The organism is Stenotrophomonas sp. Sm10 (assembly GCF_030985515.1).
Classification (GTDB): Bacteria; Pseudomonadota; Gammaproteobacteria; order Xanthomonadales; family Xanthomonadaceae; genus Stenotrophomonas; species Stenotrophomonas hibiscicola.
In genome coordinates this window covers 54,251-73,938 of record NZ_JAPTFO010000007.1, presented here as the reverse complement: position 1 = coordinate 73,938, position 19,688 = coordinate 54,251, and the positions used below count along the sequence as shown (strand labels likewise).

Here is a 19,688-nt window from a genome sequence, read left to right as displayed (position 1 = left end):
ACATTCCCCAATGCGCAGGGGGCGATCATACAAAAAGGGGACGGAGGGGATTAAGTCGTTTGTGCCCGCCGGGCATGGCCCGGCGCTACCATCGCTCGGTAGCACCGGGCCGTGCCCGGCGGAAGCATTACGCCAGTGCCTGCGCGTGCACCCCGGCGATCGCGCGACCCGACGGATCTGCAGCCGCGGCGAAGCTGGCGTCCCAGGCAATGGCCGCCGGCGACGAACAGGCGATCGACTTGCCACCCGGCACGGTCTCTGCGGCTGCGCGGCTGGGGAAGAACTGCTCGAACAGGTGGCGGTAGTAGTACGCCTCCTTGGTCTGTGGCGGGTTGTGCGGGAAGCGCTTGTCGGCCGCAGCCAGTACACGGTCGCTCACCTGCGCCTCGGCATGTGCCTTCAGCCCGTCGATCCAGCCGTAGCCGACGCCATCGCTGAACTGTTCCTTCTGCCGCCACAGGATGCTGTCCGGCAGGTAGCCATCGAACGCCTCGCGCAGCACCGCCTTTTCGATGCGGCGACCGCCAAAGCCGGCGCCCACCATCTTGTGCGCGGCATCGAAGCGCATCGCCACGTCGAGGAATTCGCGGTCGAGGAACGGCACGCGTGGCTCCACGCCCCAGGCCATCATCGACTTGTTGGCACGCAGACAGTCGTAGTTGTGCAGGGCGTCGAGCTTGCGCACCAGCTCCTCGTGGAATTCACGCGCATCCGGTGCCTTGTGGAAATACAGGTAGCCACCGAAGATCTCGTCGCTGCCCTCGCCGGACAGCACCATCTTCACCCCCATCGCCTTGATCCGCCGCGCCAGCAGGAACATCGGCGTCGAGGCGCGGATGGTGGTGACGTCGTAGGTTTCGATGTGGCGGATCACTTCCGGCAACGCATCGAGGCCTTCCTCGAAGGTGTACTCGAAGCCGTGATGAACGGTACCCAGCGCTTCGGCAGCAATGGCAGCGGCAGCCAGATCGGGCGAGCCCTTCAAGCCGATCGCGAACGAATGCAGGCGCGGCCACCAGGCTTCGGTCTGCCCGCCATCCTCGATGCGGCGACGTGCATAGCGCGCGGCTACCGCCGCCACCAGCGACGAGTCCAGGCCACCGGACAGCAGCACGCCGTATGGCACGTCGCTCATCAACTGGCGTTCCACCGCATGCTCGAAGGCCTGGCGCAGTTCGGCCAGATCGGCCTGGCGCCCCTGCACGTCAGCGTAGGTGCGCCACGACTGCTGGTAGTAGCGCACCAGCTCGCCACTGGCGCTGTCGAAATAGTGGCCCGGCGGGAACTGCGCGACATCGGCACAGGTATCGACCAGCGCCTTCATTTCCGAGGCCACGCGCAGGCGGCCCTGGGCATCGTGGCCCCAGTACAACGGCACCACGCCGATCGGATCGCGCGCCACCAGCACGCGGCCGGCATCACGGTCCCACAGCGCGAAGGCGAAGATGCCGTTGAGCTGCTCCAGCCACTGCGCCGGCGATCCGCCTTGGCGGTAAAGCGCGTTGATCACCTCGCAGTCCGAACCCGTCTGGAAGTCGTAGGCGGTGGTCAGCGTGGCCTTCAACTGCTGGTGGTTGTAGATCTCGCCGTTCACCGCCAGCGCCAGCTGGCCATCGGCCGACAGCAGCGGCTGCGAGCCACCGGCCGGGTCGACGATGGCCAGCCGCTCGTGGACCAGCAGCGCACCTTCGTCAAGATACACGCCGCTCCAGTCCGGGCCGCGGTGGCGCTGGCGCTGCGACAGTTCCAGCGCATGGCGGCGCAGAGCCGGAAGATCGTCACCGGCCTGCAGGCCGAAGATTCCGAATATCGAACACATGGGGGGAGCTCCTGTTGGGGGAATTTCACGGGTGGGAGGGTGTTCGACCGGCCATCCAGGCCCGGGTGGGGCTGCGCCCGGGCACAAAAAAACCCGCATCGACCGATGCGGGTTTTCTGGTGTCCGGGCGTGTGTTGCTGTCTATCTACCCAGGGCGCAGTCCCGCATCGGCCGCGCACGATTATTCGCGCGCAGATTATTGCGGTTGTTGTTATTGACGGCGGTGGCCAGGCGGATCGACATGGCATCGACCCTACCCCGGATTCCGGCGCTGCGCAACCGTTGCATTGGCAACCAGGTGAAGGTGTGCCGACCAACGGTCGGCACCCAGCAGTCGGCACTCACAGGGGGAGCGCCGGGCCGTGCCCGGCGCCATGCCTCACGCCAGCAGCCGTTCCACCAGGCGCTGGTAAAGCCCCGGCAACGCTTCCAGATCATCCACGCGCACGTTCTCATCCACCTGGTGGATGCTGGCGTTGACTGGCCCCACTTCGATGCACTGCGCACCCAGCGGCGCGATGAAGCGTGCATCGGAGGTGCCGCCACCGGTGCTTTCCTCAGGGGCACGACCGATGTGCTCGGCCAGCACCGCGCGTGCGGTGGCGCGCAGCGTGCCTTCCGGCGTGTAGAACGGCTCGCCGCTGCGATGCCACTTCAGCGCGTACTGCAGGCCGTGCCGGTCCAGCAGCGCGGTGATCTCCGTTTCCAGCTTCGGTGCATCCCAGTGCGGGTTGTAGCGGATGTTGAAATCGACCTCCAGCTCCCCGGGAATCACGTTGTTGGCGCCGGTGCCGGCACGGATGTTGGAGATCTGCAGGCTGGTCGGCGGGAAACTCTCGTACCCCTCGTCCCAGCGTCGCGCCGTCAGCTCGGCCAGGGCCGGCGCCGCCTGGTGGATCGGGTTGCGTGCCTTCTCCGGATACGCCACGTGACCCTGCACGCCCTGCACGCGCAGCTTGGCCGACAGGCTGCCGCGACGCCCGACGCGCAGCAGGTCGCCCAGCGCCGCTGTCGATGATGGCTCGCCGGTAATGCACCAGTCGATGCGCTGGCTGCGCTCGGCGAACAGGCGCGCGACGTGGCGCACGCCATCGATCGCGTCGCCTTCCTCGTCGCTGGTCAGCAGCACCGCCAGCGTGCCGGGGTGATCGGGATGCGCGGCGACGAACTGCTCGGCGGCCACCACGAACGCGGCCACGCTGCCCTTCATGTCGGCGGCGCCACGGCCATACAGCACGCCATCGCGGATCTGCGGCGTGAACGGATCGCTGGTCCAGGCCTCGCGCGGGCCGGTGGGCACCACGTCGGTATGGCCCAGCAGCACCAGCACCGGCGCACCCTGGCCGTGGGTCGCCCACAGGTTGTCGACCTCACCCAGACGCAGCTGGTCACAGTGGAACCCTGCCTGCTTCAACCGCGCCGCCAGCAGTGCCTGGCAGCCGGCGTCGTCCGGGGTAACCGAGGGGCGCGCGATCAGCTCGCAGGCCAGGTCGAGGACGGCACTCATGACTGGCCCACGCCGAAGCGGGCCTTGAAGCCGTTGTCACTGAAACCCTGGCTGGCCTTGCCGTCGGCCGTGACCACCAGCGGGCGCTTGATCAGCTGCGGGTACTCGCGCAGCAGCAGCTTCCATTCGGCCTCGGAGTCCGCGGCCTTGCGGTTGTCCGGCAGCTGCCGCCAGGTGGTGGAGGACTTGTTCACCATCGCCGCCAGCCCCCCCAGCTGCGCGGCCCATTCCAGAAGCGTTTCCGGGCTGGGCTTGTTGTCGCGGTAGTCGACGAAGGTGTACGGCACGCCGAAGCGGTCCAGCCACTTGGTCGCCTTCTTGCAGGTATCGCAGTTCTTCAAACCGTAGACAGTGGTGCTCATGGCCATCTGTGATGCTGGAAAACAGAGGGCCAGAATCTCACAACAGGCGCTCGGACACGACCCGGAACGGCGCGGCACGGTGGGTCGCCTGCCACAGCGCGGCGCACGCGGCAGGCGCGGCAGCATCCGCCCGAACAGGACGTCGGGGGGATGCCGGTAGCTCGCGTACTGCGCCGGATCCTCCGGCGCAGTCACCTTCAGTCGGCCAGGCCCCGCAGCAGGTCGTTGACGCTGGTCTTGCTGCGGGTCCTGGCATCGACCTGCTTGACGATCACCGCGCAGTACAGCGAATGGGTACCGTCCTTGCTCGGCAGCGAGCCGGACACCACCACGCTGTACGGCGGGATGTAGCCGTAGCTGATCTCACCGGTGGCGCGGTTGTAGATGCGGGTGCTCTGGCTGAGGAACACGCCCATGCCGATCACGCTGTGGTGGCCGACCACCACACCCTCAACCACTTCCGAGCGGGCACCGATGAAGCAATGGTCCTCGATGATGGTCGGGCTGGCCTGCAGCGGCTCCAGCACGCCGCCGATGCCGGCACCGCCGGACAGATGACAGTGCTGGCCGATCTGCGCGCAGGAACCGACGGTGGCCCAGGTGTCCACCATGGTGCCTTCGCCGACATAGGCGCCGATGTTGGTGAAGCTCGGCATCAGCACCACATCCTTGCCGAAATACGTGCCACGGCGAGCAATCGCGCCCGGCACCACGCGCACGCCGCCTCGGCGGAACTTCGCTTCGTCATAGCCGGCGAAGCGCGATTCGACCTTGTCCCAGAACGGTGCCGGGCGTGCATCGACCACCGCCATGTCGTTGACACGGAAATACAGCAGCACCGCCTTCTTCAGCCACTCGTTGACCTTCCAGCCGCCCTGGCCGTCCGGCTCGGCGACGCGGAATTCACCGCTCTCCAGGCCGTCGATCACACGGTTGACCAGCGGCCTGGTCGAGCCTTCCAGTTCGTGCAGGGTCAGCGTGGCGCGGCGTTCGAAGGCACTTTCGATGCCGAACTTCAGTTCTTCCACGCCCGGCGCGGCCGGCTTGCGCAGCGACTTGCGGGCGATGGTTTCGGCGCGTGCGGCTTCTGCGCTCTTGGCCGGGGCCTTCTTCGGTGCCGCCACCTTCTTCGCCGGCGCCTTCACCACCGCGGCTTTCTTCGGCGCGGCAGCCTTCTTCGCGGCCGGCACGGCGGCAGTTTTCTTGGCCGCTGCGCTCTTGGCGGTGGCAGCAGTCTTCTTAACAGGCTTGGTGGCCATCAGGCGGGGTCTCCGGCGTTTCGATCAGGGTCCAGGCAGGCCAGCATCGCGTCATGCAGCTGCTGCCGGGCAGGTTCAGTCAGGGGGAGGTCGTGTTCGTCACTGATCACGAAGGTGTCTTCGGCGCGTTCGCCGAATGTCGCAATGCGCGCATCATGCACGCGCAGGCCCTGGTTGCGCAGCACGAACGCCACATCGGCCAGCAGGCCGGGACGGTCGGGGGCGACCAGGGCAAAACGGGTTGCGCCCGGTTCATCGCGGAATTCGATGCGCGGCGCAAAACGGAAATGACGCAGCTGCCGCGGCACCACCCGGCGTGACGGCCGAAGCCGCGCAAGGTCGCCACTCAGGGCCTCGCGCAGCGCCGCTTCCAGATTGGCACTGTTGCCATCGGCAAACGTGTCGGCCGGGTTCACTTCGAAGGTATCGAAGATGGTGTCGGCCGGGCCGTCCAGCACGCGTGCACGGTGGATCCCGTAGCCCTTGCGGTCCAGGGTCATCACGATCGCGGCGAACAGGCCGTCGCGGTCGGGCGAGTGCACGAACACTTCCAGCGCGGGGTCGTCGACACTGATCCGGCGGACCTTGACCAGGGTCTGGCCCTGCTTCACCGGCACCAGCGCAGCGGCCTGCCAGGCCAGCTGCTCGGGGCGCAGGCGGATGAAGCCCTCATCGGGCATCACCGCGAACTGGCGGTCGATGGTGGCATCGTCGTAACCCTGCTCGCGCACCAGTGCGCGCACGCTGTCACGCGCCTCGGCCACACGCTCGGCGGCGGGCACCGGATGCTCCAGCCCTTCGCGCAACGCGCGCCGGGTGGCGAAGTAAAGGTCGGCCAGCAGGCGATCCTTCCAGGCGTTCCACAGTTTCGGGCTGGTGCCGGCAATATCGGCACAGGTCAGCAGATACAGGTAGTCCAGGCGGTCGCGGCTGCCGACCAGGGTGGCGAAGCGATGGATCACCACCGGGTCGGCAATGTCCTGCTTCTGCGCGGTCACCGACATGCGCAGGTGCTGTTCGACCAGCCAGGCGACCAGTTCGGTATCGGTGCCACTGAGCGCATGTGCCTGGCAGAACGCGCGCGCGTCCACCGCACCCAGCTCGGAGTGGTCGCCGCCGCGGCCCTTGGCAATGTCATGGAACAGGCCGGCCAGCAGCAGCAGCTCCGGCTTGCGCAGGCGCGGCCACACTTCGTGCGCGATCGAGAAGCGCTCGTCGGCACGGCTGCTGGCGAACAGGCCGATGTTGCGCAGGACCATCAGCGTGTGCTGGTCGACGGTGTAGACATGGAACAGGTCGAACTGCATGCGCCCGCTGACTTGGGCGAACGCGGGAATCCACTGGCCAAGCACGCCCAGCCGCGCCATGCGCGAAAGCGTGTCGACCGGGCGCTGGCCACGCAGCAGGGCAAGGAAGTGCTCGCGTGCGTCGGCGTCGGCCTGGTCATAGGCCGGCAGCAGCGGCAGCGACTCGGCCAGCGCACGCGCGGTCAGCGAATGCAGGCCGCGCACCTGCGGGTTGTTGGCCCAGCTGGAAAACAGCGCGAACACTTGGCCAATGTCGCCCTGCGGCCAGTCGGCCTCGTTGGCGGCCAGGTAGCCACGACGCAGGGAAAAGCCCACGGTCAGCGGCTCCGGCTGCGCCTCGCCGTCGAACTGCTCCTCGAAGCGCTGCAGCAGGCGGTCGCTGATCCGCCGCACCACCAGCGCGGCGCGGTAGAAGCCCTGCATCATTTTCTCGACACCGAGGCTCTCGGCGTCGTCTTCGAAGCCCAGGCGCGCGGCGAGGGTCTTCTGGTAATCGAAACGCAGGCGCTCTTCCGGGCGACGTGCTACCAGGTGCAGGCCAAACCTCAGTCGCGCCAGCACGGCACGTTCGCGCTTGAGCGCCGCGGCTTCGTCGGCACCCAGATGGCCGAGCCCGACCAGGGCTTCCAGGTCGCGCACGCCGAACGCGCGCAGTGCCATCCAGCCCAGCGTGTTGAGATCGCGCAGGCCACCGGGGCCATCCTTCAGGTCCGGCTCCAGGTTGTCGGCGGTATCACCGAAGCGCTGGTGACGGTTGCGCAGCTCTTCCAGCTTGGCCAGGAAGAAAGTGCGTGCCGGCCACAGTTCGCGATCGTCGATGGCCTCGCGCAGCGCGCGGCGGGCGGCGTCATCGGCCAGGATCGGACGCGCCTCGATCAGCGCGGTCAGCACGGTCTGGTCAGCCGCCGCCTCGCGGCACTGCAATGCAGAACGCACCGCATGGCTGACCGCCAACCCGCAGTCCCACAGCAGCGCGAACAGCCGCGCCAGGGCCGCTTCGTGCGCCAGTTGCGCCGGCGGATCGCCGAACACCAGCAGGTCGATGTCCGATCGCGGGAACAGTTCACCGCGGCCATAGCCGCCCACCGCGAAAAGCGACAGGCCGCTGCCGGCCGGCAGGCAACGCTGCCACGCCAGGCGGATCAAGTGGTCGGCAGCGCGCGCACGCAACGCCAGCAGGCGCTCGATGTTGTCGCCCTGGTCGAAGCGGCGGTACAGGCGTGCGTCGGCCTGCTGCAGCGCCTGCCGCGCCGCAGCGGCCCAGTCCGGGTCGTTGAGCGACGCGGCCGGCGTGTCCAGCAGCGAACTCGCCGGCAGCATCGTCAGGAAACCTGCGACTCGCCCGGCGACAGGGTCAGCACGTCGACGCCGGTCTCGGTGACCGCGACCATGTGCTCCCACTGCGCCGACAGCTTGCGGTCCTTGGTCACCACGGTCCAGCCATCCGGCAGCACCTTGTTGTAGCGGGTGCCCTCGTTGATCATCGGTTCGATGGTGAAGGTCATGCCCGGCTGCAGCACCAGGCCCTGGCCCGGGCGGCCGTAATGCACCACCTGCGGCTCATCGTGGTAGACCTTGCCGATGCCGTGGCCGCAGTACTCGCGCACCACGCTGAAACGCTCGCCTTCGGCATAGCTCTGGATGGCATGGCCGATGTCGCCCAGGGTGGCGCCCGGACGCACGGCGCGGATGCCGCGCCACATGGCTTCGTAGGTGGTTTCCACCAGGCGGCGGGCCATCACCGACGGCGTGCCGACGAAGTACATGCGGCTGGTGTCGCCGTGCCAACCGTCCTTGATGACGGTGACATCGATATTGATGATGTCGCCATCCTTGAGCACCTTCCCTTCACTGGGGATGCCGTGGCAGATGACATTGTTGACCGAGGTGCACACGGTCTTCGGGAAGCCGCGGTAGCCGACGTTGGCCGGAATGGCGCCCTGCACGTTGACGATGTGGTCGTGGCAGATGCGGTCCAGCTCCTCGGTGGTGACACCGGGCTTGACGTGGGGGGTGACGATGTCCAGCACTTCGCTGGCCAAGCGGCCGGCGATGCGCATCATCTCGATTTCCTGCGGGGTTTTCAGATTCACGCTCATGGCACCCATTATCGCCGATCCGGCCGCAATCTGAACGAACGCCACCCAACTGGCATTCCGGGCCATGCACCGGGCCATGCACGCTTTCGGCAAGGAAAATGAAAGCGTGATGCCCTCCACCCTTTCGCCCGCCTGTTTATCACAGATTACAGACACTTACGCCACCTAAGCTGGGGTCACCGTCGCCGAAGCGGTGCCGATCGTGCCGCCTTCGCCTTGTTCAACGGACCTTCGGGTCAGGGAGGTTGTCCATGCGATCCGCGCTTCGTTCTCCGCTTGCCTGGGCCTTCGCCGGCCTCCTGCTGTCCAGCCCGGCCCTGGCCGCAGATACCACCACCTTCAACGTCACGCTGGTGGTCACCAAGGCCTGCACCATCACGGCCGCGGCCGCTACCAACGTCGACTTCGGCACGGCGGCGTCGACCACCGCCACGCCCACCCTCGGCCAGGGCACGGTCACCGCGCAGTGTTCGGCGCTGACGCCGTACACGATCGCGCTGAATGCGGGCGCCAACGCGGGCACCGCCAACGACGTCACCACGCGGCGCATGAAGAACACCAATGCCGCCGTGACCGCCAACAACTATGTCGGCTACCAGCTCTACCAGGATGCCGCGCATACCCTGGTCTGGGGATCCACAACCGGCACCAATACCCAGGCCGGCATCGGCACCGGCCTGGCCGTGCCGTACGTTGTCTACGGCCAGATCCTGAACCTGAGCACCAACAACCCGGCCACCGGCAGCTACCTGGATACGGTTACCGCCACGATCACCTATTGATGGAGCACGCCCGCATGGCCGGACTCCGCCCGTGGCGCGCCACCGGCGTGGCGCTGCTCGCCCTGTGCCTGCTGGCCACCGCCACCGCCGGCGCCACCAGCCTGCAGGTCGCGCCGACCAGCCTGCAGCTGGAGGCGCGCCAGCGTGCGGCTGAGCTATGGCTGACCAACAGCGGCACCGCGCCGGTGAAGCTGCAGGTGCGCGTGTTCCGCTGGGTGCAGCAGGACGGCCAGGAACGGCTGCTGCCCACCGATGAGCTGATGGCCACACCGCCCATGCAGGAACTGGCTGCGGGCCAGCAGCAACTGGTGCGGGTGATGCGTCCGGACAACGAGCCACCGCCTGCACAACGGCACTACCGGTTGATCGTGGACCAGATCCCGGACCTGGCCACGCGTGCCGAGGGCATGCAGTTCGTCCTGCGCTATTCGATCCCCGTGTTCGTGCAGCCTTCGGCCGGCGCCCTCGCCCCACAGTTGCAGGCTCGCCTGGTGACACTGGCGGATGGCCGCAATGGCGTGGAGGTGGCCAATACGGGTGACAGCTACGCGCAGATCGCCGATCTTGCGCTGGGCAGCGCCACGCGTCCGCGCATCGTCCATCCCGGATTGCTGGGCTACGTGCTGCCGGGCCAGGTGATGCGCTGGCCGATCGAGCGCGTGGCGATCGACCGCGACAACGACCAGATCACGGCCAAGCTCAATGGCGAGTCGGAACAGACGCCACTGTCGCCCCCACCGGCTCGCTGAGGCCTTGATGGGCGCGTTGCTGGCTGCCCTGGCTCCCGCGGCGACCGAGGCCGCCGATGCGTCCGGCGCGGCCGTTGATGTCTCCGGCGTGTCGGCCGATGCCACCCTGCCGCCCCCGACCCCACTGACCGCCAGCCAGACGCTGTACCTGGATGTGTCGCTCAACAGCACGCCACGCGGCCTGCTGCCGTTCATCGAGAACCGCGGCCGGCTTCAGGCCAGCCCCGAGGTGTTGCGCCAGCTCGGCTTCAATGCCAGCGGCGAGGTACCGGTCTACCTGGACCAGATCAGTGGCGCGGTGGTGCGCTACGACGCGCACATGCAGACCCTGGCGCTGGATGTGCCGCTGGACCAGCTGACCCTGCCGACCACGGTGCTCAGCCGGCCGCAGGCGCGTGCGCCGACTGGCACTGCCTCGCCGGGCGTGCTGCTCAGCTACGACGTATACGGCAGCCGGGTGGACACGCTCGGCAACCTCAGCCTGAGCTCGGAGCTGCGCGTGTTCGGCATCGGCAACGGGACTTTTGAGAACACCGCCATCAGCCGCCGCTACCAGCAACCCGGTGATCGCCGTTGGCGCGGCGAAAGCGTGCGCCTGGACACCCGCTGGAGCCTGGACTTCCCCGACAGCGCAACGACGCTGGAGGTCGGCGACTTCTACAGCGGCTTCGTCGACTGGTCCCGGCCAGTGCGCCTGGGTGGCGTGCAGATCGGTCGCAACTACGGGCTGCAGCCCTATCGCGTACTGACGCCCACGCCGAGCTTCCTCGGCCAGGCCGTGGTGCCCTCCACGGTCGAGCTGTACGTGGATGGCCTGCGCCAGTACAGCGGACAGGTCCCGGTCGGTCCCTTCCAGCTGGCGGCACAGCCTGGTATCAGCGGCACCGGCAATGCGCAGGTGGTGGTAACCGATGCGTTCGGCCGCATGCAGACACTGGATTTCAGTTTCTATGGCACCCAGCAACTGCTGGCCAAGGGCCTTTCGGACTGGTCGGTCGGCGTCGGCCAGCTGCGCGAGGACTTCGGCCAGCGCTCCTTCGGCTACGACGATCGCACGGTGGCCAGTGCCAGCTGGCGCGGCGGCATCAGCGATGCCTTCACTGGCGAGGCGCATGCCGAAGGCGGCGGCGGCCTGGCCCAGGCCGGCATCGGCGGCTGGTGGCTGCTCGGCGCTGCCGGCGTGTTCAATGCGGCCTATGCACGCAGTGATTACCACGGCCTGCAGGGCGGGCAATGGGCGCTGGGCTACAGCTGGAACAACCGCCGCTTCAACGTCAATCTGCGCAGCGTGCGCAGCCACGGCGACTACCGCGACCTGGGCGCACTGCAGGGCAACCTGCCACCGAGCATCAGCGAGCAGGCCACCCTCGGCCTGGACCTGCTGCGGCTGGGCACGCTCAGCGCAAGCTACCTGCGCCTGCGCTACCCCGACGGCGACGACAACCGCTACGCCAGCCTGTTCTGGTCGCGCAGCTGGAGCCAGCGCTGGTCGGCCTACCTGTCGCTGAACCAGAACCTGGACCAGAGCGACGACCGCAGCATCTACCTGTCGCTGACCGCCAGTCTGGGCAACAACCGCCAGGCCAGCCTCTCGAGCCAACGCAACGGCGACAGCCAGAGCTGGGTCGCGGACGTGACCCAGCCGGTGCCCGGCGATGGCAGTGCCGGCGGCGTCGGCTGGCGCGCACAGCTGCGCCATGGCGAGGACGGCAATGGCGGCCTGGCCGAGGTCGGCATCCTCAACGATACCGGCCGATATTCGTTCGGCGCCTCGCGCCAGGGCGGGCTGAACTATGCCTACGCCAGCGCCAGCGGCAGCGTGGTGTGGATGGGTGGCCACACCTTCGCCACGCGCGAAGTGTCGGACGCGTTCGCGGTGATCAGCACCAGTGGCGTCGGCGGCGTGCCGGTGCGGCTGGAAAACCGCCTGATCGGCGTCACCGATGATCGCGGCCTGCTGCTGGTCAGCCCGTTGCTGTCCTGGCAGCGCAACCGGGTCTCGATCGACACCCTGGACCTGCCCGAGGACATGCGTGCCGACCGCATCGAGAATTGGGTGACCCCGCGCCAGCGCGCCGGCACCCGGATTGCCTTCGAGCTGCGCTCGCGACCGTCGCTGAGCCTGACCCTGCTGGCAATGGACGGGCAGCCGCTGGAGGTGGGCAGCGAGGTGCAGCTGCCCGATGGCCGCCAGGCCACGGTCGGCTATGACGGCCTGCTGTACCTGGAAGACGTTGCCGCCGGCAGCGTGCTGTACGTCACCACCAGCCGCGGCCCCTGCCGGGTGAAGGTCCCCGACCCGCCCAGGGTGGTGGCGACCGGCGCGCGGCCGAAACCGGCGCCGCTGCAGTGCATTCCGGAGGTGGCGCCATGAGGACGTTGCTGCTCGGCCTGCTGCTGTTCGCTGGCCTGCTGGCGGCAGCACCGGCCCGCGCCGTCGCGGTCTGCACCGCGGTCGCCAATCCAACGCTGCCGTTCGGCAACATCAACAGCAATGCTCCTGGCCCGAGCACGGCCAACCTCAACATCACGGTGACATGCACCACCGCCGCGCTGAGCGCGCTGGCCACAACCGGTGTGCGCGTCTGCGTCGGCATCGGCGCAGGCAGTGGTGGCGGCAGCAGTTCAAGCTGGCGGACGATGAAGACCAGCAGCAGCGACAGCATGAACTTCCAGCTCTACAACTCCTCGAACTTCAGCCAGGTGACGGGGTTGGTCCCGCGCGGCACGCCCCCGGCACAGGAACTGACCATGACCTACAGCGTGCCGCTGGTCGCCGGCGGCAGCGGTGCGCAGTCCGTGCAGCTGTTCGGGCAGATTCCGGCCAACCAGATCCTGGCCTCCGGCGCCTACAGCAGCACCTTCAGCGGCGCCGACGTGGTGTTGACCTGGGCCTGGAACGAGGTCCTGCTCGGCAATGCCACAGTGCCCGCCACCTGCAACGGCGGCGCCACCGGCACCAACAGCGCAAGCGCAGCCTTCAGTTTCACCGCCAGCGCCAATGTGCTGCCGCAGTGCGGCAGCTACGTCACCACCGACATGAACTTCGGCAACGTCACCGGCGGCATTCCCGCCAACATCGACCGGACCGCCACGCTGACACTGACCTGCCTGAAGAACACCGCCTTCCAGGTCGGACTCAACAACGGCCGGAACAACCCTGCCGCGACCAGCATCCGCCGCATGGCCACCACCATCGGCGGCAGTACCTACTACCTTCCCTACGAGCTGTACCGGGACTCGGCCCGGAGCCTGCGCTGGGGCAATACGTTGACTGTCGACACGGCCAGCGGCACCGGCACCGGCAGCGCACAGCAGCTGACCATCTACGGCCGGGTGCCGCCGGTCACCGGCCAGCCCCCGGCTGGTACCTACAACGACCTGGTGACGGTGACGATCACCTATTGACCGGCGTGCCGACCAACGGTCGGCAGCCACCGGACGAAGGCCGTGCCGAGCGCCGGCTTGGCGCTACAGTTCCGGCACATCCCGCCGATACCGCGCAGCAGGTCTTTCAGCATGGTGGATGGCAGGTGGTTCGCACATTTTCGATCGCGGCGATGCTGGTCGCCAGTACGCCGGCCTTGGCCGAACCCGGCAGCTCCCTGCAGATCCGGCTGACCGTGGTCGACTCCTGCAGCGACGACACCGGTGGCGCGCGCTGTACGGCGCCGCACCAGCGCAGCGATACACCCCAGCTGCCATCCCAGGTGCGCGAGCTCGCACCACCGGCGACGGACGAGAACGCAACACCCGCCGTGACCCTCATCTACTGATGCGCGCGCTGCTGATCCTGCTTGCACTGCTGGCGCAGCCGGCTGCGGCGCTTGAGGTGTTGCCTACCACCCTGCAGCTGCCGGCCGAAGGCGGCCGCGCCGAGCTGTGGCTACGCAATCCCGGGCCCGGCCGCTGGCAGGGCCACGTGCAGGTGCTGGCCTGGGATCAGCAGCTGGACGCCGAACGACTGCAGCCCAGCGACCAGATCCGGGTCAGCCCGGCGCGGCTGGATCTCGCCCCGGGCGGTACGCAGCGCGTCTGGCTGCTGCCACGCGATCCGGCCGCGGCAATGGGTGAACAGGCCTACAGGATCGTGCTGACGCCGGCGCTGGCAGGGCTGCCGCGCTACTCGCTACCGCTGTTCCGGGGCGCCGCGGCGCCAGTGCTGCACGCCCGCCTGCAGGGTCGGATCGAGGCCCTGGGGTCGCAGCCTGCGTTGCGACTCAGCAACTGCGGTACGCTGCACGGCCGCCTGCACGACCTGCGTTTCATCGCGGCGGACGGCCAATCGACAGTGCTGGTGGGCGGGCTGGCCGGCTACATCCTCGCCGGCCATGAACGACGCTGGCCCCTGCCCGCCCGCGCGGACAGTTACGCAGGTGGCCGCTTCCGGGCACGCCTGCAGGACGGCCGCGAGGTCGATCTGGCCGCATCTGACCCCGCAATTGCAGCGAGCGCCCGCAGCGGGCTATAATCGTCCGGATTCCTGCCGCCTGCGTGCGCGGGAACCCGTCCACACCGGACGTCACCGGTGAATCCACACCTGCTGCCCCCATCCGTGCCGGGGTGCTCCGCAAGGAGTTCGGCCACGGAGGCAACAGGGAAGCCCAACCCCGGAACCGATCGCGCTTCCACGCGTCCCGCATACCTATTCCCGCGGGCGGAATCGCTGGTTCCATATCAGGAGTATTGCAATGCCCCAGGTCACCATGCGTCAGATGCTGGAAGCCGGCGTCCACTTCGGCCACCAGACCCGCTACTGGAACCCCAAGATGGCTCCGTACATCTTCGGCGCCCGCGGCAAGATCCACATCATCAACCTGGAAAAGACCGTCCCGCTGTTCAATGACGCGATGAACTTCATCTCGTCGGTTGCCCAGAAGCGCGGCACCGTCCTGTTCCTGGGCACCAAGCGCAGCGCCCGCGAAACCATCAAGGAAGAAGCCGAGCGTTGCGGCATGCCGTTCATGAACCAGCGCTGGCTGGGCGGCACCCTGACCAACTTCCGTACCGTCAAGCAGTCGGTTGCCCGCCTGAAGGAACTGGAAGCCGGTGAAACCGACGGCACCTTCGAGAAGCTGGTCAAGCACGAAGTGCTGGGCCTGCGTCGCGAGCGCGACAAGCTGGAAGCCTCGCTGGGCGGCATCAAGGACATGAACCGCCTGCCGGACGCGATCTTCGTGATCGACATCGGCCACGAAGACATCGCGATCAAGGAAGCCAAGAAGCTGGGCATCCCGGTCATCGCCGTGGTCGACACCAACTACAACCCGGAACTGGTTGATTACGCCATCCCGGGCAACGACGACGCCATCCGCGCTGTGCAGCTGTACGCCCGCGCCGCTGCCGACGCCGTGCTGGAAGGCAAGGCTGCTGCTCCGCACGCCGCTTCGGTGCGTGAGGAAGAGTTCGCTGAAGCCGCTGCCGAAGGCGAAGAGAAGCCGGCCCGCCGCGCTCCGGCCAAGAAGGCTGCCAAGAAGGGCGACGACGCCCAGGCCTGATCCAGGCCACAGGGTGGACGCCCGGCGTCCACCCTCCTGCACGCAGCCCTTGGCGCGTGACAGGACCGTGTCACACGGGCCGGCCACCATGCCGGCCCAACCCCTTTCTTTCGTGAGGTAATCCCGTGGAAATCACTGCTTCCCTGGTCAAGGAACTGCGCGAGCGCACCGGCGCCGGCATGATGGAATGCAAGAAGGCGCTTACCGAAGCCAACGGCGACATCAACGCCGCTGCTGAAGCCATGCGCAAGTCCGGCGCTGCCAAGGCCGACAAGAAGGCTGACCGCGTGGCCGCCGAAGGCCGCCTGGGCCTGGCCCAGGATGGCGGCAAGGCCGTGCTGGTCGAAGTCAACTCGGAAACCGACTTCGTCGCCAACGACGACAACTTCAAGACCTTCGTCAACGCCGTCGCCGCTGCCGCCCTGGCATCGGGCGCCAACGACGTGGAAGCCGTGAAGGCTGCCACGCTGGCCGATGGCCGCACCGTTGAAGAAGCCCGCGCCACCGCCGTGCAGACCCTGGGTGAGAACATCCAGATCCGCCGCATGGTCAAGGTCGACACCACCGGCAACATCGGCGCCTACGTCCACACCAACGGCAAGGTCGGCGTGCTGGTTGACCTGATCGGCGGCGACGTCGAGCTGGCCCGCGGCCTGGCCATGCACGTGGCCGCGCTGAAGCCGCCGCACAACAAGGCTGCGGACGTTCCGGCCGACTTCGTCGAAAAGGAAAAGGAAATCGAGCTGGCCAAGATGTCCGAGAAGGACAAGGCCAAGCCGGCCGAGATCCTGGAAAAGATCATCAGCGGCAAGATCAACAAGATCGTCAGCGACGTGACCCTGTACGGCCAGACCTACGTGCTGGGCGACACCACCGTCGAGCAGGTGGTCAAGGCCGCTGGCGCCGATGTGGCTGGCTTCAAGCTGCTGATCGTCGGCGAAGGCATCGAGAAGGTGGTGGAAGACTACGCCGCCGAAGTTGCCAAGGCGATGCAGGTCTGATTCCAGCCCTCCGGCTGTGAAGCGACCAGAAGGAGCCGCGGGAAACCGCGGCTCTTTTTTTGTACCCACTGCATCGGTGGGTGGGCACCGTTGGTGCGCGCACTGACGCCAGGCACAGCCCGATATCAGGGCTCTTTGCGTTGCGCGCGAATCAAGCCGATACTCGGCGCAGGGAATCCACAGTCGCGTAGCAGGAAGGAAAATCGCGGACTGTGATGCATTCCTAGGTATTCTTGTCCTAATGGAATTGAACGACCCGACATGCCTCCCGAGCTGACAGCTGCCCTGGCGCTCTGCCGCAACCTGCCCTCGCCGCCCGGTATTGCCCTGCGCATCATCGAGCTGGCACAGGACCCGGAAGCGGATATCGCCACCGCCGCCGACATCATCGCCATCGACATGGCGCTGAGCGCTCGCATGCTGCGCATCGCCAATTCGCCGCTGTACGCCAGCCGCCGCCGCATCGAGAACCTTGGCCAGGCACTGACCATGCTCGGCCTTAACGCCACAATCAGCCTTGCCCTGGGTTTCACCGTCACCCAGGGCCTGACCGGCGGCGCAGGCGCCGACCACGACCTGCGCCAGCGCGCGTGGAAGCGCAGCATTCTCAGTGCACTGGCCGCCAGCCAGCTGGGCCAGGCCCGCGGCCTGCGCCGGCTGGAGGAACTGATGCTGGCCGGGCTGCTGCAGGACCTGGGCGTGCTGTGCCTGGCCCAGGCCGAATCGGAGCGTTACCTGCCGCTGCTGCGCGAAGCCCGTGACAACACGGACCTGGTCGCCCGCGAACGCGACGCGCTCGGCTGCAGCCACGCCGATGTCGGCGCCTGGGTGGCCGAGCAATGGGGCCTGCCACGCTATCTGGTTGAGAGCATCAGCCACAGCGAGGACGACGACGCCGCCGATTCGCCGTTCCAGGCCTGCGTGCAGCTGTCCGGCGCCGTTGCCGACATCTGGCTGGACGATGACGCCGATGCCGCCCGCGAGCGCGCCCTGCACCAGGTGCATGAGCGGCTGGAACTCGACAGCGCCCGTTTCGACCAGGTGCTGACCCGCATCAGCGAGGCCCTGCCGGATATCGCCAGCCTGTTCGAGGCCGGCCTGAACTCGCCCTCGCGGGTCCGCGAGCTGATCGACCACGCGCAGGAGCTGGCCACCCTGCGCAACCTGCGCGAGCTGCAGGATGCCGAGCAGGCACGCCGCCGCGCCGACGAATTCGAGGCGCGGGCCAAGCGCCTGGCTGACCAGGCCCACCGCGACGCCCTGACCGGCGTGCTCAACCGGCGCCAGCTGGAGGCGGTGCTCGAGCAGGAGTTCCTGCGCGCCGGGCGTCAGGGCTGGCCGCTGTCGGTGGCCTTCATCGACCTGGATGACTTCAAGAAGATCAACGACGCCCACGGCCACCTGACCGGCGACGAGGTGCTGCGCGCCTTTGCCGGCAAGCTGCAGGGCCAGCTGCGCCATAGCGATACCGTGGCCCGCTTCGGCGGCGAGGAATTCGTCGCGCTGCTGCCCAATACCAGTGAGTCCGTGGCCCTTGACGTAATCCGGCGCGTACTGGCCAACATCGTCGCCACGCCGATGGCCGAACTGGAGGGAGGGCCGCTGTTCGTCACCTTCTCCGCCGGCGTGGCTACCCAGGGCGGCTACGAGCGCTTTGCCGACGTGCAGGACCTGCTGCGCGCCGCCGACGACGTGCTGTACCGCTCGAAGAACCTGGGCCGTAACCGGGTGATCGCCCGCTCCCCCGGTGCGCTCGGCCACGACGAGCTTTCAGCCACCGCCGGCGCCGAGCTGGGCTGAACGGGACGCCCTGCATGACCGGGGCGGATGGCAGGATTTCGCGCCGCAGTGCACAAAACACTTTGGCCCTACGCCGCATGCGCGTAGAATCCCCCGCGATTTCCACGCACCCGAGGTCCCCATGTCCAAGCTCGCCTATCGCCGCATCCTCCTGAAACTGTCCGGGGAGGCGCTGATGGGAGATGAGGACTACGGCATCGACCCGAAGGTCATCAACCGCCTGGCCCGTGAGGTCATCGAAGCCCAGCAGGCCGGTGCCGAAGTGGCACTGGTGATCGGCGGCGGCAACATCTTCCGCGGCGCCGGCCTGGCCGCTGGCGGCATGGACCGGGTCACCGGCGACCAGATGGGCATGCTGGCCACGGTCATCAACGCCCTGGCCATGCAGGACGCCCTCGAGAAACTGGGCGCCAAGGCCCGCGTGATGAGCGCGATCAAGATCAACGACGTGTGCGAGGACTACATCCGCCGCCGCGCCATCCGCCATCTGGAAAAGGGCCGCCTGGTGATTTTCGCCGCTGGCGTCGGCAGCCCGTTCTTCACCACCGACTCCGGCGCCGCGCTGCGCGCGATCGAGATCGGCGCCGACCTGCTGCTGAAGGCCACCAAGGTCGATGGCGTGTACGACAAGGACCCGAACAAGCACAGCGACGCGGTCCGCTTCGACAGCCTGAGCTACGACGAAGTCATCCGCCGCGGCCTGGAAGTGATGGATACGGCGGCCTTCGCGCTGGCCCGCGACAGCGACCTGCCGATGCGCGTGTTCGACATGGGCCAGCCGGGTGAGCTGCTGAAGATCCTCAGCGGCGCGAACATCGGCACCCTGGTCCAGGGCCGCGACCCGGCCTGAGCCTGAGCGCCAGGCGAGCTCCGGGCCGATTCAGGCCCGGCAGCGTCCCGTATTCGCCTATAATCGCCCGATTCCAGTTACACCCAGGACCCGGCGATGCTCAACGACATCAAGAACAACGCGCAGACGCGCATGGCCAAGAGCATCGACGCTCTGAAGCACACCCTCACCTCGATCCGCACCGGCCGCGCCACCCCGGCCCTGCTGGACCGTGTCACGGTCAGCGCCTATGGCAACGCCAGCACCCCGCTGAACCAGGTCGCGTCGATCTCCAACGCCGACGCGCACTCGCTGCTGGTCACGCCGTTCGACAAGGGCATGATCAAGGAGATCGAAAAGGGTCTCTACAACGCCGAATTCACCCCGAACACGCTGGGCACTGCGATCCGCATCAACATGCCGCCGCCGACCGAAGAGCGCCGCAAGGAGCTGGTCAAGCAGGTGCAGAAGGAAGGCGAAGGCGCGAAGATCGCGATCCGCAACATCCGCCAGGACGCGAACAAGGAAATCGCCAAGCTGGTCAAGGACAAGGCGATCAGCGAAGACGAGAAGAAGCGCGGTGAAGACGACATCCAGAAGTTGACCGACACCAACATCAAGGACGTCGACAAGGTCGTTGCCGACAAGGAAAAAGAACTGCTGTCGGTCTGAAGTC

The 19,688-nt window shown here is 67.5% G+C and carries 17 protein-coding genes; 11 read left to right on the top strand and 6 right to left on the bottom strand.

What is annotated here, in order from left to right; genetic code table 11:
• Nucleotides 1-127: 127 nt before the first annotated feature.
• From asnB to map, 6 genes are all read right to left on the bottom strand, one after another.
• Entirely contained in the window at nt 128-1,819 is a 1,692-nt protein-coding gene (gene asnB, locus O0J15_RS03575) for an asparagine synthase B (RefSeq protein WP_308305090.1), read from the bottom strand.
• A gap of 379 nt (nt 1,820-2,198) precedes the next feature.
• On the bottom strand, nt 2,199-3,326 hold the full coding sequence (dapE, locus tag O0J15_RS03570; RefSeq protein WP_308305089.1) for a succinyl-diaminopimelate desuccinylase: 1,128 nt from the start codon (nt 3,324-3,326) through the stop codon (nt 2,199-2,201).
• Entirely contained in the window at nt 3,323-3,694 is a 372-nt protein-coding gene (locus O0J15_RS03565; protein ID WP_021204138.1) for an arsenate reductase, read from the bottom strand. The genes dapE and O0J15_RS03565 overlap by 4 nt, the downstream gene beginning before the upstream one ends.
• Before the next feature lie 191 nt (nt 3,695-3,885).
• Nucleotides 3,886-4,947: a 2,3,4,5-tetrahydropyridine-2,6-dicarboxylate N-succinyltransferase gene (gene dapD / locus O0J15_RS03560; RefSeq protein ID WP_019659110.1), complete on the bottom strand. Its 1,062-nt coding sequence runs from the start codon at nt 4,945-4,947 to the stop codon at nt 3,886-3,888.
• Nucleotides 4,947-7,574: a [protein-PII] uridylyltransferase gene (locus tag O0J15_RS03555; protein WP_019659111.1), complete on the bottom strand. Its 2,628-nt coding sequence runs from the start codon at nt 7,572-7,574 to the stop codon at nt 4,947-4,949. Before O0J15_RS03555 ends, dapD begins: the two co-directional genes overlap by 1 nt.
• 2 nt (nt 7,575-7,576) lie before the next feature.
• Entirely contained in the window at nt 7,577-8,419 is an 843-nt protein-coding gene (map, locus tag O0J15_RS03550) for a type I methionyl aminopeptidase (RefSeq protein WP_019659112.1), read from the bottom strand.
• 185 nt (nt 8,420-8,604) lie between these two features.
• On the opposite strand from map, the gene O0J15_RS03545 reads away from it, so the two are divergent.
• The 11 genes from O0J15_RS03545 to frr all read left to right on the top strand — a co-directional run bounded on the left by O0J15_RS03545 (nt 8,605) and on the right by frr (nt 19,684).
• Nucleotides 8,605-9,135, top strand: coding sequence for a spore coat U domain-containing protein (locus O0J15_RS03545; RefSeq protein WP_019659113.1), 531 nt, complete (start codon nt 8,605-8,607; stop codon nt 9,133-9,135).
• The gene (locus O0J15_RS03540; RefSeq protein WP_134729442.1) at nt 9,135-9,884 is read left to right on the top strand and encodes a molecular chaperone; all 750 of its coding nucleotides are present in this window, start codon (nt 9,135-9,137) and stop codon (nt 9,882-9,884) included. The genes O0J15_RS03545 and O0J15_RS03540 overlap by 1 nt, the downstream gene beginning before the upstream one ends.
• Nucleotides 9,885-9,891: 7 nt before the next feature.
• Complete coding sequence (locus tag O0J15_RS03535) at nt 9,892-12,258, top strand: fimbria/pilus outer membrane usher protein (RefSeq protein WP_308305088.1); 2,367 nt, start codon at nt 9,892-9,894, stop codon at nt 12,256-12,258.
• Nucleotides 12,255-13,292 carry a spore coat U domain-containing protein gene (locus tag O0J15_RS03530; protein WP_134734957.1) on the top strand — a complete coding sequence of 346 codons (1,038 nt, stop codon included), beginning with the start codon at nt 12,255-12,257 and terminating at the stop codon, nt 13,290-13,292. The genes O0J15_RS03535 and O0J15_RS03530 overlap by 4 nt, the downstream gene beginning before the upstream one ends.
• A 152-nt stretch (nt 13,293-13,444) precedes the next feature.
• On the top strand, nt 13,445-13,660 hold the full coding sequence (locus tag O0J15_RS03525; RefSeq protein WP_308305097.1) for a hypothetical protein: 216 nt from the start codon (nt 13,445-13,447) through the stop codon (nt 13,658-13,660).
• On the top strand, nt 13,660-14,355 hold the full coding sequence (locus tag O0J15_RS03520; protein WP_134734959.1) for a molecular chaperone: 696 nt from the start codon (nt 13,660-13,662) through the stop codon (nt 14,353-14,355). The genes O0J15_RS03525 and O0J15_RS03520 overlap by 1 nt, the downstream gene beginning before the upstream one ends.
• Nucleotides 14,356-14,575: 220 nt before the next feature.
• The gene (rpsB, locus tag O0J15_RS03515) at nt 14,576-15,382 is read left to right on the top strand and encodes a 30S ribosomal protein S2 (protein ID WP_005408748.1); all 807 of its coding nucleotides are present in this window, start codon (nt 14,576-14,578) and stop codon (nt 15,380-15,382) included.
• A gap of 125 nt (nt 15,383-15,507) precedes the next feature.
• On the top strand, nt 15,508-16,383 hold the full coding sequence (tsf, locus tag O0J15_RS03510; protein ID WP_019659120.1) for a translation elongation factor Ts: 876 nt from the start codon (nt 15,508-15,510) through the stop codon (nt 16,381-16,383).
• Between the two features lie 261 nt (nt 16,384-16,644).
• A complete protein-coding gene (locus O0J15_RS03505; RefSeq protein WP_021204144.1) occupies nt 16,645-18,183 on the top strand; it encodes a GGDEF domain-containing protein in 1,539 nt (512 codons plus the stop codon).
• A 121-nt stretch (nt 18,184-18,304) separates the two neighbouring features.
• Complete coding sequence (gene pyrH / locus O0J15_RS03500; RefSeq protein ID WP_019659122.1) at nt 18,305-19,033, top strand: UMP kinase; 729 nt, start codon at nt 18,305-18,307, stop codon at nt 19,031-19,033.
• Between the two features lie 96 nt (nt 19,034-19,129).
• Entirely contained in the window at nt 19,130-19,684 is a 555-nt protein-coding gene (gene frr / locus O0J15_RS03495; RefSeq protein WP_019659123.1) for a ribosome recycling factor, read from the top strand.
• The last annotated feature ends 4 nt before the right edge of the window (nt 19,685-19,688 follow it).

Excerpts from the sequence above, each read along its gene's own strand:
- asnB (WP_308305090.1), bottom strand. The coding sequence starts at position 1,819 with ATGTGTTCGATATTCGGAATCTTCGGCCTGCAGGCCGGTGACGATCTT.
- dapE (WP_308305089.1), bottom strand. The coding sequence starts at position 3,326 with ATGAGTGCCGTCCTCGACCTGGCCTGCGAGCTGATCGCGCGCCCCTCG.
- O0J15_RS03565 (WP_021204138.1), bottom strand. The coding sequence starts at position 3,694 with ATGGCCATGAGCACCACTGTCTACGGTTTGAAGAACTGCGATACCTGC.
- dapD (WP_019659110.1), bottom strand. The coding sequence starts at position 4,947 with ATGGCCACCAAGCCTGTTAAGAAGACTGCTGCCACCGCCAAGAGCGCA.
- O0J15_RS03555 (WP_019659111.1), bottom strand. The coding sequence starts at position 7,574 with ATGCTGCCGGCGAGTTCGCTGCTGGACACGCCGGCCGCGTCGCTCAAC.
- map (WP_019659112.1), bottom strand. The coding sequence starts at position 8,419 with ATGGCCCGGAATGCCAGTTGGGTGGCGTTCGTTCAGATTGCGGCCGGA.
- O0J15_RS03545 (WP_019659113.1), top strand. The coding sequence starts at position 8,605 with ATGCGATCCGCGCTTCGTTCTCCGCTTGCCTGGGCCTTCGCCGGCCTC.
- O0J15_RS03540 (WP_134729442.1), top strand. The coding sequence starts at position 9,135 with ATGGAGCACGCCCGCATGGCCGGACTCCGCCCGTGGCGCGCCACCGGC.
- O0J15_RS03535 (WP_308305088.1), top strand. The coding sequence starts at position 9,892 with ATGGGCGCGTTGCTGGCTGCCCTGGCTCCCGCGGCGACCGAGGCCGCC.
- O0J15_RS03530 (WP_134734957.1), top strand. The coding sequence starts at position 12,255 with ATGAGGACGTTGCTGCTCGGCCTGCTGCTGTTCGCTGGCCTGCTGGCG.
- O0J15_RS03525 (WP_308305097.1), top strand. The coding sequence starts at position 13,445 with ATGCTGGTCGCCAGTACGCCGGCCTTGGCCGAACCCGGCAGCTCCCTG.
- O0J15_RS03520 (WP_134734959.1), top strand. The coding sequence starts at position 13,660 with ATGCGCGCGCTGCTGATCCTGCTTGCACTGCTGGCGCAGCCGGCTGCG.
- rpsB (WP_005408748.1), top strand. The coding sequence starts at position 14,576 with ATGCCCCAGGTCACCATGCGTCAGATGCTGGAAGCCGGCGTCCACTTC.
- O0J15_RS03505 (WP_021204144.1), top strand. The coding sequence starts at position 16,645 with ATGCCTCCCGAGCTGACAGCTGCCCTGGCGCTCTGCCGCAACCTGCCC.
- pyrH (WP_019659122.1), top strand. The coding sequence starts at position 18,305 with ATGTCCAAGCTCGCCTATCGCCGCATCCTCCTGAAACTGTCCGGGGAG.
- frr (WP_019659123.1), top strand. The coding sequence starts at position 19,130 with ATGCTCAACGACATCAAGAACAACGCGCAGACGCGCATGGCCAAGAGC.